Source organism: Streptosporangium sp. NPDC002721 (assembly GCF_042888905.1).
Lineage (GTDB): Bacteria > Actinomycetota > Actinomycetes > Streptosporangiales > Streptosporangiaceae > Streptosporangium.
Genome location: NZ_JBIAQI010000029.1, coordinates 65478 through 79399, shown reverse-complemented (window position 1 = coordinate 79399; position 13922 = coordinate 65478). Strand labels below are relative to the sequence as shown.

The window sequence follows — 13922 nt, the reverse complement described above, 5'->3', positions numbered from 1 at the left end:
CAGCAGACTATGGAACAACGTGAATGCGGCCGATACCAGTACCAGCCCACGCGACGATAAGGCTCCCGTCAGCGGTTTCGTACGCGGAGCCGAAATCGACCCCGAGAATCAGGTTGTTTGTGCCGAGAGCGTCAGCGTACGCATTTGCGCCCCGCACCCCGGAAAGGGTCGACGACGCCCATTCGACGTTGTCGCCGTCCCACGTCGTGTAGCCGCCTGTGGACGCGAGCGTCGTCCCGGTGATGACCGCGCCACCAGCGGTGTAACCAGTGCCGCTGACCTCAGCCGTCGTTGAGTACGCCGGAGCGGTCGCCGAAAAGTCCGGGGTCAGCGAGTTGCTGTACAAGGCCAGCTTGTGATCATCTCGTTCCAGGTCCAGCGCGATGTCCAGCGCCAGCGCAAGCTTGAGTGTGTCGGAGTACCAGCCGGATACGGTCCACGCCACGTCAACCACCTACCTTGATCACAGCGTCACGGCCAGGAGTGCCCTCGCGCGGCTTGCCAGCCGTTCGAGCCCACGCGCGGAACGCGTGCATCTCGTCCGACACGGCGCGGTGGTGCTGCACCGCCGCCTCGTCGCCGGGGTTCGATGCCTTCGCCGCCTTCGCGTCAGCCAGCTTTTCGCTGAGCGCTTCAGCTATTTCCAGGAACGCCAGTTCTCGCCGGGCCTGGGCGGCGGCTACACGCGCACTCACAGCGCACCGCCAACGATTTCAGGCATACCGAACCGCCTCTCAATAAAGGGAAAAGGAAAAGGCCCCGAGAACTCCTCGGGGCCTTCCTGCGAACTATCTGCCTTTGGACCCGAGCCGGGAGTACAGCGCTGCGGCGACCACGTCCACGTCGGCCTGCTCGCGCACGGTGAGCGTGTCGATGTGCACCAGCGAGCCCGCGACCTGTTGAGACTTGCCAAGCGACAACTCACCACCACCGCCGCCAGCACTGCTGCTGGATCCGCCTGAGGTGGACGGCGCCGCCTGCACCGGCCGCGATGTATGCGACCAGTTCGTGCCACCGCTGAACGCCACACCAGTGATGCTGGTTGCACCCTGCAACGCGATCTTCTTCGGCGGCTCGGCCTTGCCGGCCGCATCCCGAGGACTACGCTCATCGCCCTTCGACCCCGTGGCGCCCTTGGAGTTGCCCGAGCCTCCGCGAGGAGACCTCTCGTCTCCCTTGGAGCCGGTGTTGCCCTTCGCATCACCGGACGCCGCTGCTGAGATGGCGTCGCCGAGCAGGTTCACCGCGTCCGTTAGAGGAGGCACCTCGGAGGCGATGACCTCACCCCAGCCGGTCACCTCATCCGCGAGATGCCCAGCAATCTCCCCCACCCCCGTCAGGGAGGAGGTGAGGGTGCCTGCGTCTCCGAGGGTTGCGTCCAGTGTGGATGTGGCCCCGCCGAGAGACCCGGTCAGATCCAGCGCGGTCGTGTCCAAAGCGGAGCGCAGAGCGTCGATGCCGGTGACCGACACCATCGCCGCACCACCGCCAGAGAACGAACCTCCACTGGCCCCGCCAGCCGAGCCCGCGGCGTTGAGGGCGATCTTCTCCGGCACCACCGCCATCCCCATGACGCCTGCGGCTTCCTGCAAGATCTGCAGACCGCGGTCGCGTTTCCCTGTGGACAACGGGATATAGGCCTCCATACCGGCCTCACCGAACACGACGTCAGGTCCAGCCCTGCCGGAGATCATGTACGGGGAGGTAGCGATCATCGCCGCAGGACTCGCCCCTGCCGAGCGGATACCGCCCGACGCCATGTACTGGCGACCGTCCGCGTTGTAGATACCGCCGTACGCCCTCGGCGCTGCCGGCGCCCTGATCCCGACGGGCAGTTCCAACTTGATACCAAGGAGCTGCTTAGCGAAGGCATAAGCCTGGTCGAGCGCCTTCTTGGTATCCAACTCGATCTTGACTTTTTTGTCCTTGAGTCGATCTAGTTCTTCCTTGAATTCCTTAGAGCCAGTGCGCGCCTTGTCTGCCATCTGTCGGCTGATGCCGAAGTTCGTGGCGAGATCGTAGACGCGGGCTTGGGCCTCCTTGGAGGATCCGGCCAGATCAAACAGCTTCGGTAGTTGCTCGGCGATCGAGATGGTGCTGTCCGCGGTGTTCTTGCCCGCGACCTGCTGAGCCCTGCCAATGTCATCGACCTTCTGGATATAACCAGAGAAAGCATCTCGGGCCACAATCGCAGCATCGCGCTGTTCATCCGTCTTCGCCTTATTAATTTCAAGCCCGACCGTCGAAGCATCGACCGCCTTCTTCGCCGCCTGGTAGGCGAGGTCCAGATCTCGGATCGCCTTGGCTGCGTCAGTCGTGGCGTTGAAGGCGTCCAGAGAAGACTTGAACCCGTCGATGCCCTGCTTAGCCGCGTCGATACCGACCGCAGCCTCGGATGAGGCTGTGCCAGCAGAAGCCATGGCCTGCGAATACTGCGGGAAGACATCCTTCAACGCCGACACCGGGACGCCCATCGCTTGGGCTTCCTTGGTTAGCCGCGCGAATGCCTGCTCAGCTTCACCCGCCCGCCCGCTGGACACCAGGTTGGCCAACTCCTGGTCCATGAACCCGATCTGCTCAGCGCTCTTGTCGAACTCCGTCGTGCCAAGCGTTACCACGTTCATCAAGCCGAGATAGCTGGTCTTGAATCCTTCCAGCGGACCCGGGTTAGCGAGACGACTGATGGCTTCGCGGAACGACTCGGACGTGCCGCTCGCACGGCCAAGCGCTTCATCCCATGAGCCGACGTCCGTAACAACGCTGCCCAGAGAGTCGCCCCACTGCTCGGCGAGTTTGCCGCTGAGCTGGCCCGTCTGAGCGAATTTGGCCATCTCGTCGGACATGCTTCCGAGTTTGGTGTCCAACCCGTTGAGACTGTTGTCCAGCAGCCCTAGAGCGCTGGTTGCGGCCAGAACACCACCAGCTGCTCCAGCCATATCGCCGAGCTTGCTGAGCTTGCCCTTGTTGCGATCGGCAGCAGCGCCGGCCTTGTCGATGCCGCCGCCGAGCCGCTCCCAGATACCCGCAACAGCGCTCACCGCCTGGGCGCCCTTGACCGCGACGATCAAACCGGCGATGGCGATCGCGACCGCCTGAATCTGGCCGGGGCTCATCTTGCCGATCAGTTCGGCCAGCACCACGAGGCCGCCGATCTTCAAGGTGGCGCCCAGCTTGGCTGCGGCGAAGATCGCCGCAACACCTGCGGCGATGGCCTCGATCTGCGCCGGATCCATCGCTGCGAGCTTCGCCGACAAGCCCACCAGGAAGTCGAGCAAGGCTGGCGACATGTCGGCGCCAACCCCGACGATCTTCCCGGCGAAGGTGGCGATGTTGCTGAGCACCTCGCCGACCTTCGGGCCGTTCTCCTTGACGTAGTTGATGAACGCCTCGAATTCAGGGCTGCCCTTGAGGTTCTGCCCCCAGCCCTCGAAGCCCTGGGTGGCGTTTTCCAGGAAGTCCATCAGGTCATCGGTGTACGGCAGAAAGGCTTGGATTACGCCAGCGAGCCCGCCAGCTACGTTGCCTGCCGCCGCGCCAAGACCTTCGATGGCGCGAGGCGCCTGCGTGGTCAAGTCGTAAAAGAAGGATGACCACTGCTCCTCTGCGAGGCCTTCCTTGGTCTTGTCGATCAACTCACCGAAAGCACCCGCACTGGCCCTGATCAGCGGTGTCGCTTTGTTCATTCCGACAGTGAGTAGATCCAAGCCCTTGGAGATGACAGGGAACACGTCGGGCTGAAGGTCGCGCTGCCAGTCGAGGTATGCCTTGTTGAAGGCCTTCACATCTCCAGCGAGGGTTCTTTCCTGCTTACTCAACTTGGCGAACGCATCAGCCAGTCCGCCCGCCGCGCCACCTGCACCGGCCATGGCCTCCTGCTGCTGAAGGCGCAACAGCTTGAGTTGCTGCTCGGCTTCGGCGACCTCGGCCTGCGCGTTCTTCAGGTTCTCCTGGGCGCTCGTATACTCCTCGGTGCCTCTGATCCCAGCCTTGTTCGCCGCGGCGGTGTCCTTGCGGGCACGCGCGGTTTTAACTTCCTGCTCTTCGGACCGCTGCAGCGCCTGCCGGTAGGACAGCTCGGCGCGCTCCCGGTCTAGCTGGTCGGCGTTCGGGTCGGCGTTGACCTCTGCCAGCCGCTGGGCGGCCTCCCGCACGGCGAGAGCGGCATCCTCCTGCGACAGGATCGCCTGGTCCAGGTTGAAGTTCAGGTCCTGCAGAGAGCGGCGGCCCTCCTCCCAAGCGGCGGTGAGGTCTCGCTGTGCCTGGCGGGCGTCAACTTGGGCGTCCTTCAGCCGCTTCTGCGCGGCCTCCATCTGCAGCATCTGCTGCGCGGCCTGAGCCGCGGACTGGCCAGCCCCGCCCGTAGCGCCACCAGCTGCCTTGGCTGCGCTTTCCTGTGCGGCCAGGGCCTCGTTCACGCGTGTCATCCCTGGTACGGCCACGGCGGCAAAACCGGCCGCGCCCGCCCCCGCCGCGGTGAACGCGGCACCGAGCGCACCCACGCCGACCGCGATCGACGTTGCCGCTGGAAGGGACGCGAGAGCTGCGCCGACCATGGCGATACCGGTGAGAGCGCTGGACACGTCGGCGGTCACCCGCACGCGGGCGTTACGCCCAGTCAACCGGGACAGTTCTGTGCCTACGCCCCTGAGCTGCGACTGCGCGCCACCGGTGTCGGCATCGACCTGAACCCGAGCAGTCTCACCATTGATTCGATCAACTTCTTGCTGGATACCCCGTAGCTGCGACAGGGCCGCCCCGACCTCGGTGCGGACTTCGAAGCTCGCGCCGCGTTCGACCGCTTCGAGCTCCTGCTGGAGTGCGGCCATCTCGATCAACGCCTGGGTGGCGTCAGCATCGACGTTGATTTCCTTCGCGGCCAGTTTCTCCAGCTTGGCGCGGAGTTCTGCGACCTTGATTTCCGCCGGAGTGCTGTTGGCATCAATCTCGATCTTGGGGAGTGCCTTTGTGGCGTCTTCAAGTTTCTTCCGCATGCCCGCGGCGAATCCGGCAGTCTCCGTGAGCTTGCGGTTTACACCGGCCAGGTTGCGCTTTATGCCGTTAGAACCCGCCTCGAATTCAGCGATCTTGAGACGCATTCTGATGCTGACGCTGCGCTCCGCGATCGGACTCACCGCCTGTCAGGTCAAGGAATGAGTCGTTATGGGTGCGCGCCGAGCAAGTGACGTGGCATCATCGCCAGCGGATCGGGGGATTCCAGCGCACACAGGAGTCCGGAATGGCGCCGAATGAGTTCCTTGCCGTAGCCGCAGCCGTGGGCATCGGCGGGTTCCTCGCCTGGCGAGCGACTGTCCTCTTGACCCGATGGCTGAAGGGGGTCGGTGGAGTCGAGCCGCCGGACCTCGTGCAGCGCCTGGATCTCAAGTTCAACGGCGACCGCGAGGTTGTATGGCGCCTACGAGGCGGCTTCATCTACCTCGAAGACCTCATCCAAGCCGCCGGGGTCAGGGGATACCGCTTTGTCGGAGAGTTCAACGGCGACGCCGTCTTCCAACGCACTTACTAGCACTCGCAGGTCTTCTCGATGTGCCGCAGCAACGCGCCTGGTCGTTTGACATCGTCTTTAGCTGCTGCGTCCTGCGCTCGGATAAGTACGTCACACGCCTGGCAGCGGGCAGGGTCTGGCACCTTGTAGGTGTGTGCCGGCCTGCCGTTCGCCATGGCTGTGGTTTCATCCAGCGGCAGGCCGCACAGGCCTGGACACCGCGTGTTCTGCTCTCGCAGGTACGCGGTGTGCCAAGCCGCGTCTTCCTCTGTCCACTCCGGTTCCCGCGTGGTGACGGAACGGACCAGACGGCCTTGCTTGTCGTAGTGGTGCCGCGTGATCTCCCTCGGCTCACGTCCTCGCAACCTGGACAGCGGGATGCGGTAGGCGTGGGCGAGCGTCAGCTCCTCGTGGAGCTCCGCAGAATCCCGGAGGCGGCCGACGAAGAAGGGATGTCATGCTTCACCCGGTTCAGCAGGAACACCTGCTGCCACAGGGTGTCCCACTGGCCTTGGGTGAGGATCTCGTCAACGAGCTCTTCCACCTCGGGGATGCTCATCTGCGGATCCAGGCAGCACGCGGCGACCGCGGCGATGGGCCCAGTCTCCAAGTTGCACATGCCGCCCTCGGCCTTGTCTTCTGGCCGCGGCGGGTGCTTGGCCATCAGATCCCGCCACTTGCTCCTGGGCAGGGCTCGCAGCCGGAACACGGTGACCTCTGACTGCATCTGCAGGCGGAGAGCCTCGATCTTTTCAGCGAGAGCCCGTTCTTCCGCACTCGCCCCACCGGCCAGCGTCCTAGGGCCGTCAGGGCGGGCGGTGAGCTCTTCCAATTGGTGGACGAGTTCCTCGAACTCCGCCTGTAGATCGCCCGTGAGGCACAGCGGAACCGGCTTTTCCGGCAGTTTGGCTTTCGCTTTGATGTCTGCGAATTTGGCCATCTACGCCGCCACGGTGGAGTCGATGTTGTAAGTGCTCGACGCGAACATCTTGATCGCGAACTTCTCGTACGACTCGCGCTCGACGGGCAGCTTGCGCCGCTCGCCGCAGGTCACGCCGTACACGTCGACCTTCTGCGCAGCCGCGTAACCAGTCGTCGCAGCCAGCGCGGTACGTACCACCAAATAGCCAGCGGTGCCGCGGACCATGACCGTCCACATGCGGTCAGATGCCGGGCTGCTGTCGCGGTATCCGGTCAGTTCGATGTTCGCCTTGATGCGACCAGGGCCTTCGAAGTCCTGAACGGACGCCAACGTGGGGCCGGTCACGACGCCCTCGTCGAATTCGATGCTCAGGCCATCGTCAGTGAGGGTGTTCTCCAGCGCCACGATGCCGCCCGCAGTCAGCTCGGCCACGGTCGGTGCGGTGATGGACGCGATGCTCGGAACAAACGTGACACGAGTGTTACCGTCAGTCAGAATCTGGCTCATCGACCTGCTCCTTCAACGTTCTGGGCAGGCCGCGAGGCCGCCTTCCTCGGGGTGGTTGGGGTGCCGGACTCCTCCGGCGAGGTGGGCCCGTCAAGGGCGGGGTGCGCTGAACCCGAGGGGGCGTCACCGGCGGCAGGTTTGTCAGCAGCCGCCGAAGCGGGCCTGACGGTGTAGCCCTCGCGGTGCTCCCAGAACGGCAGCGCCGACTCGTCGATCTCGAACTCACGGGTGGCCGGATCCCGGACCACGTAGCGGCCCATCAGTGGCGCTCGTAGATGAAGGTGACGTCCGGCGTGGCCGACCACGTCAGCGAGATCAGGCCATCTGCCGGGTCGATGTACGCAGGCAGCATGAGAACGGCCTTGGTCGCACTGGCAGCCACGGTGATCACCGGGTCCGGGTTGGGCTGTCCGTACGAGTTGTTGCCAGCGACAGGGATCGTGCCGGTGATCGAGCCGCCGGAGCCGTTGGTGATCCGCAGGACTGCGTTCGTGTCGTAGACGAGCTTGTCGCCAGCTGCAGCGGTTCTCGGCGTCAGGACCACGCCGGCGGCAGTGATCGGTTCAGCGGTGTAGGTAGCCATTCGCGGGCTCTCCTCAGGGCATGAAAAAGCCCGCACGTGGCGGGCTGGATCGGATGCGCGGTGGGATTAGGTCGGGTTGGACCTGAAGTGAAACTGGACGACTGCGTAGTGAACCGGTGGGGCCACCGCGTCATCTCGGGTCACGGGCTGGCCGAGCGGAAGCTGATACACCGGGTAAGCCGTACGGCCCGCGACTGTCGGGGTGACCCCGACGAGAGCGACCCGGACAGCGTCCACGACACCTTCGGCCTGTTGCTGGGTGGCGCCCACGCAGGTGAGTTGGAAGGTGAAGTCGAGGCTGTGATGTACCTGTCCCAGGGATGTCGGCTCGTCGCGTCCGGTGAACGGGTACAGGACGGTGTAGCCGGTGAACGTCGAAGTTCCTGGGTTGCTGGCCCATCCGCCGCCGGTTGGGGCTTTGCCGCGGCCCACGAGCACGCCGGCAGCGATGAGCAGGGCTACGACGGCGTCGGTGTGCGGTCTGGCTGCTGCGACGGTCATTCGAGCACCCGGCCGCCGATGGACTCGATTGCCTTGATGAACGGGCCTTCGGCTTTGTCCCAGGCGGGCCCCATATAAGGCTGTGGGGCCATTCGGCTGGTGCCCCACTCGACGTAACCGCCATACGAGGCTGTGGGCCCAGCTTCGAACCCCAGCCCATCGACGTCGAAATCCACGCCGATGCTGGACTTCAAATTGCCCGTATCGACCGGGGCCAACGCCTGTGCGCCAGCGACGGTATCGAACCCGGTCTTCTTGACCGCCACCTTCGCCATGCGCTCGGCTCGCTCGGTGACGTGATCGAGTTCCATTTCCAGCCGGACAAGCTCGGAGAAGTCGAAGTCGTCGCTCACGGCACCTCCCTGTGGGTGATGTCTTGAGTACAGGTGAGAACCCGCTCCCACTGCTCGGTGCCGCCGCCGCCCAACGGGTCCTTCACCTGGAACTTCCGACCAGGTAGTTGCGGGTCCTTGGCGGTGAGGACCTCGACGATGTCGTGTTCGAGGATCTCCGCCACGTCCCAGCGGATCGCGACCTGGTAGTCACCCATGCCTGTCGGCTGGTCGCCGACGACGGGGTTGCTGATGCCAGCAGGGGCGGTGATGCGGCACGGCCCGACGTAGACGACGGTTGTCCCTGGCGGATGCCAGACGCCGTCATCGTCGAGGTGCCCGTCGCCGCCACCGCGGGTGATGCGGCAGGTACCGGTCAGGGTGCCTACCGCTGTGGGGCGGTGGTGCTCAGACCAGCGGGGAGGGATCGGGCCGTGACCTACGAGCGGCACGAGGAGCACCCCCTTACCAGGCTCGCCAACTCCGGTATCCGCGGCCGGCGTACGGATTGAAATCGACGATGTCGAAGCCAGCCGAGTCGTCATCGTCTCCGTCGTCGACCTGCCGGCGGAGCTCCCCGGCCCTCGCGCGGAGCTCCCCGGCCACCTTCGTGCCGTCGATGCTCAACCCATTCATCGAGATCACCTTGGACACGAGCGCCTCCGAAGAGGCGATCACGTCCAGCGCCTGCGCAGCGGCTCGTTTGACGGAGCCTTCCAGCCTCAGGAACGCCTCGATCTGCGGGTCGTTCAGCAGCTGAGCGGTCGGGTCCGTGTCCGGGATGAGGAGCCGTACCTGGCCGACGTCCGTGGTGTAGTCGATCACCGGCTACGCCTTGAGGACGGTAACACCCCAGGTGGCCGCCGCCGGGTCGACCGCGCCAGAGGTGACGTTGGCCAGCCGGACAGTCACCGTGTTCGCCGCCGTCACCCGGCCAAACCCGACCACACCGGCCTCCAGGGTGGCGGGCGGGGCGACGGCGACGGCGTCGCCGACGGCGGCGCCGGTCATGGTGATGGTCAGCTCCGCCGTGGCGCCGGCCGCGATGGACGGGAAGTTGAGGCTCGCGGAGCCGCGCAGCGGGGTGGTGGGCCTGGTGCCGTAGTAGGCCGCGTTGGGGTTGGGCATCAGCGCGTCCCCTCCTGCTTCTTGGTGGTGGTCTTCCGGGTACGGCGCGCCGAGCGGCGCCCAGAATCAGGTGTGTCCGCCGGGGACTCCGGGGCGGAGCCCTCATCGTCGACAGGCTCCGCCTCCTGCCCTCGGGGGGTGGCGGGTTCGCGCAGCTCGACCATGCCGTCGTCTCGCTCCGGCGGGGGCGACGGCAGGCGGTCGAGGATCTGCGTGAGCAGCTCGTTCTGCGCGTCCATCCGCAGACACAGGCCGTGCAGGTACTGCTGCTCCCGCACGGTGGGGTGCGGAAGGTCCGGCAGGCTCATCAGTTGCCGGTCCCCTTGCTCGCCACCGTCATCTTCGTGTCGACGAACGCCCCACCGAACACGTGCTTGATCTTCTTCTCCGCAGCCTCGGTGTCGAAGCTCCACGGCTCCTCGCCGCCGCCCACCCGCCGGGTGTCCGGGATCTTCTCGAACAAGGCCGGCGCCTCGTAGCCGCGCAGCCGGCCGAACTCCATGGCGGGGCGGGCCCCGTTGGGGTCGGCGAACACCCACCAGGAGGTGTCGGCGTTCGCGGTCGTCGCCACCGAGTCGATCCAGTAGTTGACGTCGACACCCAGGTTCGCGGCGACACCGTTGCCGGAGATGACGCGCACGTTGCCGTTGGCGTCGACGGTCCGGTACTCGGTGGTGTCGAGGATCTCCTGCGCGGTGAGCGCGAGCCCGGTGCCGACGACGAGCCGCACCGACTTGACGGTGATGGGGTTGCCGTTGGCATCGCGGCGCTTCATCAGCTTCGTGATCGCCGCCTGCAGCGCGTCCCGGGACAGCACCGGGTTGCCGGTGAGCAGGTTGTCGTTGCCGCCCGTGTAGTGGGTGGCGTGCGGGCCGGAGGCGTCGCAGAACAGGGTGGTGACGAAGTACTCCTCGCTGTCGATGGCCGACTCGGCGAGGTCCTGCGGCAGCCGCATGAACGCGTTGAGGTCGTCGTTGATCATCGCCTCCCAGGAGAGGGCGAACCCGGCCTCGTACTTGTCGACCTCGTACTCGTACGGCGTCTCGGTCATGCTGCGCCGCTCGTGCTCGGCCAGTTCCCCCACCTTCGACAGCAGGCCGCGCACACCCGAGGTGGCGAATCGCTTGACCGGCCGGAAGTCGTTGACGACCGCGGCGCGGGCGTAGTTCTTCCAGGTGGGGATGGTGGCGGTGTAGGAGCCGTACAGCTGCCGGTCGAGGCTGTCAGCGAACAGGCTCGGGAAGTCCGAGGTGGACATGGCCTCGGCGAAGTGGGTGAGGGGGCGGCGGCCGTAGCGGATGTCGTAGACGAACCGCTCCGCTTCCAGGATCGCGGCCTCCCGGCGGGGGTCGCGGGTGCGGCTGCCGAACACTCGGCGGTCGCCGCCGAACATGGCGCCGATGGTGGCGGACTGAGCGTCGATCCGCTCGACCGCCTTGCTGAACAGGGTCATGCGGAAACTCCTCAGTAGCCGATCTTGACGAGGATGGAGGTGGTGGCGCCGCTGGACACGGCGGCGAGGGCGTATCCGAAGCGGACGCCGTTAGTGGAGTCCTTGTTGATCACGCCGCCGTCGTAGTAGAGGATGTCGCCCGCGCTGACGGCCGCGTTGGTGGTGGTCTCGCCCTTCACCGCCAGGGTGGCGGTACCGTTGAACTTGACGGTCGTGTAGCCGTCGTCGTCCTCATCCGTCAGCGCCACACCGGGCAGCTGGCCGACCAGGACCGGGTCACCGGAGTTCGGCTCGGCCGGGGCGGTGCAGACGACGCGCAGCTGGTCGCCGTCCTCGTGAACGATGTTCGTTGCCACTGGTCAGGTCCTCTCAGAAGGGTCGGCCGGCGGCGGCGAGCGCGGCGGCTTCGGCGGTCATGCCCTTGGACTTGTACGCCTCGGTCAGGCCGGTCGTGGTCGCGGCGAGCGCCGCGGTGTCGACCTGGTCGCCGCTGCTGGCGGACTCGCCCAGGCCGCGGACCCTGCCGACACCGTCGGCCTCGGCCAGCGACGCCAGGTAGGTCTTCTCCGCGGTCACCGCCTCGGCGAGGGTGGCGCGCAGCTTCGCCTCGTCCAGCTCGGCGGACTCGGCGAGCGGCACGGTGGCGGAGGTCACGGTGGCCAGCAGCTTCGTCTGCGCCGCGGCGGGGAGGCCGGACTCGGCGAGCACCGCGACGGCGATGGGGCGGGCGGCTTCGACCGCGCGGAAGCGGGCGAGTTCCTCGGTGGCGGCGGCCGCGACCCTCTGGGCCTCGGCGAGCTCGCGCTGGGATTCGGTCAGGTCGGGCATCGTGCCCTCCTCGTCTTCGTCGGGCAGGATGCCCTGCTCGTCTTCGACGACCTTGAGGTCGCCGGGCTTGGGGGCGGCCGGGACGGCCGGGGCAGGTTCGACAGCGGGCGGCGGCTGCTGCCAGCGGTCGCGGGTGAACAGTTGCGGCTGCTCGGCCTGCAGGCGGGTGGTGAACGCGGTGAGGGCGTCGCCGATGCCGGTGGACAGGGCGAGCCGCTCAGGGCGGGTGAGGAGGCCGTCGCCGTACATGTCGTCGGCGAGCGCGGTGAGGGTGAGGTGCAGCCGCGACTCGACCCAGGCGCCGACGTTGCCGGCTTCGGAGATGCCCTTGGCCTTCAGGAAGGCGGGCAGTTTCTTCTCGCCCTCTTCCTCGTCGTCGTCGGTCTCTTCGTCCTCGACGTCGGCGCCGTCCGGCTCTTCGTCTTCGTCCTTGGCCTTCTGAAATGGCGGCATGGCGCCCTCCTGGGGTGCTGTGGTGCGTGCGGATTCGATGAGCTGCAGCACCCGGCCGCCCGCACCGGCTTGGGTGACCCAGTCGACGCTGGTGCCCTCACCCAAGCTGGTGACGATCAGCGTCCGGCGGCCGTCGACCTCTCCGGCTTCGACCGTGCCGGACGCGCGGATCGACAATCCGATGTGCTTGGCGTACTCGGGGTTGAGGACGTGTCTCCAGTGCGGGAACACCTCGACCTCGGAGACCAGCCCTTTCCACGCGGGGTCCCAGGCAGCGTCGGTGGTGGTGACGGATGCCCAGTTGAGAGTGGAGCCTTCGGGCCGTTCGGCCTTCTCGGTGAGGGTCGGGTGGTCCATGTACATTCGCGTGCCTGCGGGGAAAACCCTGGGGCCGTCGCGGCGGAGGACTTCCTCGGTGTAGTGGCCGGAGGCGCCTCGGCCCGCTTTGATGAGCAGTACCCGGTAGCGGCCCTTGCTGGTCGGCTGGAAGTCGGTGATGCCGGTGGCGGCTTCGGTGAGGGGGACGTGCTCGGTTAGCGGGCGGGCTTCGGCCCTTGAGGTCGTGTCGGGTCTCGCGGACTCGTTCAGCACGTGGATGAGGGCGCTCTGAAACTCCCACTGCTGATCCTGGGTGTCGAAGGTGAGTACGCGACCGTTCGGCATGGTGATCGTTATGGCGGGTTCCTCGCCGGGGGGCGTGTCCCGGGTGATGACGAACTCGCCCTTCTCGGTCTTCACCTTCTGCGGCGAGTCCACCTGGTCATCAACAAGCTCGCCAAAGGCATCTTTTACGCGTTCTGCGCTGGAGAGCCGGAGCGGCATCTCAACCGGGGCACCGTCCTCGCCTTTGGTTCGCAACGCGATACCACGCCCACGGTCGAGCACGTCAACCGTGTCGTACTCCGCAGTGAGCCTGCGGGCGTAGCTCAGCCTGTCGTGCGCCTTGGCGAGCTCGAGGGCCTCTTTCGGGCCGAGTTCGAAAGCAGGTTTCCTGTCAATGTCGACCCTGACCCGGTTGCCCTTGCCGGGGATTGGGTGGACGTACCCGAAGTGGTAGCCGTCCTTGCTGGTGAGCGCAGCTTTCCGGCTTTCGTTGTCGTCGTCATCCCCACCTTGGCCATACGGATTATCGACAGCGGACCTGATCTTGTTGATCTCGTCGTCGTTGAGGACGACGGTTCTGTCGCCGCTCTTGACGTAGGTGTGGTCGTTGTTGCCCGCTACCCGATAGGCGATGAGGTCGCCGCTCTTGTTCGGGATTTCCTGCGAGTCGATGGTCATGGTCAGCACATCGGTTCGAGGGTCATACTCCGCGAAAGAGGGGACGTAGGCGCGGCGATTGATCGCGTCCGGATCGGTGGCGGCTAAGCGTGTCCGCTCGGCCGCCAGGGCGGCACGGTCGGCATTCTCCTTGTCGATCCGGGCGAGTCGGGCGAGGTGTGCGGCTTTCCTGTCCTGCTCGGCGCTGACACCGGTGGCGCTGGGCGCGGCGGTGGAAGTATCCGCACTGCTGCGACTCCCCGAGGAACCGCTCCCGCTACTGGAACCGCCCCCACCCCCGGAGGTGAACTGGCCATCCTCACCCCGAGGGTGAAGCTCCTCCCGCCAAGGCGCCGAATGACGGCCCTCCTGCATGCCCGTCTCGTCGTCGAGGTCGTCGGCAGGGATGAGTTCGCCTGTGGCGCCCCATGCGAATCGGTCGACCACGGGCT

Annotated in this window: 16 protein-coding genes; 1 reads left to right on the top strand and 15 read right to left on the bottom strand. The window is 66.2% G+C overall.

All coding sequences use genetic code 11. The annotated features are described in order from the left end of the window. Positions 1-7: 7 nt before the first annotated feature. The 3 genes from ACFYWM_RS35265 to ACFYWM_RS35255 form a co-directional block, all read right to left on the bottom strand. Complete coding sequence (locus tag ACFYWM_RS35265; protein ID WP_389923025.1) at positions 8-445, bottom strand: hypothetical protein; 438 nt, start codon at positions 443-445, stop codon at positions 8-10. A 1-nt stretch (position 446) separates the two neighbouring features. Beyond that, positions 447-695 carry a hypothetical protein gene (locus ACFYWM_RS35260; RefSeq protein WP_389923022.1) on the bottom strand — a complete coding sequence of 83 codons (249 nt, stop codon included), beginning with the start codon at positions 693-695 and terminating at the stop codon, positions 447-449. Positions 696-788: 93 nt separating this feature from the next. After that, on the bottom strand, positions 789-5096 hold the full coding sequence (locus tag ACFYWM_RS35255) for a hypothetical protein (protein WP_389923019.1): 4308 nt from the start codon (positions 5094-5096) through the stop codon (positions 789-791). A gap of 140 nt (positions 5097-5236) precedes the next feature. Here ACFYWM_RS35255 and ACFYWM_RS35250 point away from each other — a divergent pair, with 140 nt between their 5' ends. Continuing rightward, on the top strand, positions 5237-5524 hold the full coding sequence (locus ACFYWM_RS35250) for a hypothetical protein (RefSeq protein ID WP_389923016.1): 288 nt from the start codon (positions 5237-5239) through the stop codon (positions 5522-5524). A gap of 379 nt (positions 5525-5903) precedes the next feature. Here the strand turns inward: ACFYWM_RS35250 and ACFYWM_RS35245 are convergent, their stop codons facing one another. The 12 genes from ACFYWM_RS35245 to ACFYWM_RS35190 form a co-directional block, all read right to left on the bottom strand. After that, positions 5904-6443, bottom strand: a complete 540-nt coding sequence (locus ACFYWM_RS35245) for a hypothetical protein (RefSeq protein ID WP_389923013.1) — start codon at positions 6441-6443, stop codon at positions 5904-5906. Then, complete coding sequence (locus ACFYWM_RS35240; RefSeq protein WP_389923010.1) at positions 6444-6932, bottom strand: hypothetical protein; 489 nt, start codon at positions 6930-6932, stop codon at positions 6444-6446. 259 nt (positions 6933-7191) lie between these two features. Further along, complete coding sequence (locus ACFYWM_RS35235; protein ID WP_389923008.1) at positions 7192-7515, bottom strand: hypothetical protein; 324 nt, start codon at positions 7513-7515, stop codon at positions 7192-7194. Positions 7516-7581: 66 nt separating this feature from the next. Continuing rightward, positions 7582-8016, bottom strand: coding sequence for a hypothetical protein (locus ACFYWM_RS35230; protein ID WP_389923005.1), 435 nt, complete (start codon positions 8014-8016; stop codon positions 7582-7584). Beyond that, positions 8013-8369: an HK97-gp10 family putative phage morphogenesis protein gene (locus tag ACFYWM_RS35225; protein WP_389923002.1), complete on the bottom strand. Its 357-nt coding sequence runs from the start codon at positions 8367-8369 to the stop codon at positions 8013-8015. Before ACFYWM_RS35225 ends, ACFYWM_RS35230 begins: the two co-directional genes overlap by 4 nt. Further along, on the bottom strand, positions 8366-8800 hold the full coding sequence (locus tag ACFYWM_RS35220) for a DUF6093 family protein (RefSeq protein ID WP_389922999.1): 435 nt from the start codon (positions 8798-8800) through the stop codon (positions 8366-8368). Before ACFYWM_RS35220 ends, ACFYWM_RS35225 begins: the two co-directional genes overlap by 4 nt. A 13-nt stretch (positions 8801-8813) precedes the next feature. Next, complete coding sequence (locus ACFYWM_RS35215; protein ID WP_389922996.1) at positions 8814-9173, bottom strand: hypothetical protein; 360 nt, start codon at positions 9171-9173, stop codon at positions 8814-8816. Between the two features lie 3 nt (positions 9174-9176). Continuing rightward, positions 9177-9476, bottom strand: coding sequence for a hypothetical protein (locus tag ACFYWM_RS35210; RefSeq protein ID WP_389922992.1), 300 nt, complete (start codon positions 9474-9476; stop codon positions 9177-9179). Then, positions 9476-9784, bottom strand: a complete 309-nt coding sequence (locus ACFYWM_RS35205; protein ID WP_389922989.1) for a hypothetical protein — start codon at positions 9782-9784, stop codon at positions 9476-9478. The genes ACFYWM_RS35210 and ACFYWM_RS35205 overlap by 1 nt, the downstream gene beginning before the upstream one ends. Next, entirely contained in the window at positions 9784-10929 is a 1146-nt protein-coding gene (locus tag ACFYWM_RS35200; RefSeq protein ID WP_389922986.1) for a hypothetical protein, read from the bottom strand. Before ACFYWM_RS35200 ends, ACFYWM_RS35205 begins: the two co-directional genes overlap by 1 nt. 11 nt (positions 10930-10940) lie before the next feature. Beyond that, positions 10941-11285: a DUF2190 family protein gene (locus tag ACFYWM_RS35195; protein WP_389922983.1), complete on the bottom strand. Its 345-nt coding sequence runs from the start codon at positions 11283-11285 to the stop codon at positions 10941-10943. 13 nt (positions 11286-11298) lie between these two features. Beyond that, positions 11299-13917, bottom strand: coding sequence for a hypothetical protein (locus ACFYWM_RS35190; protein WP_389922980.1), 2619 nt, complete (start codon positions 13915-13917; stop codon positions 11299-11301). Between the last annotated feature and the right edge of the window lie 5 nt (positions 13918-13922).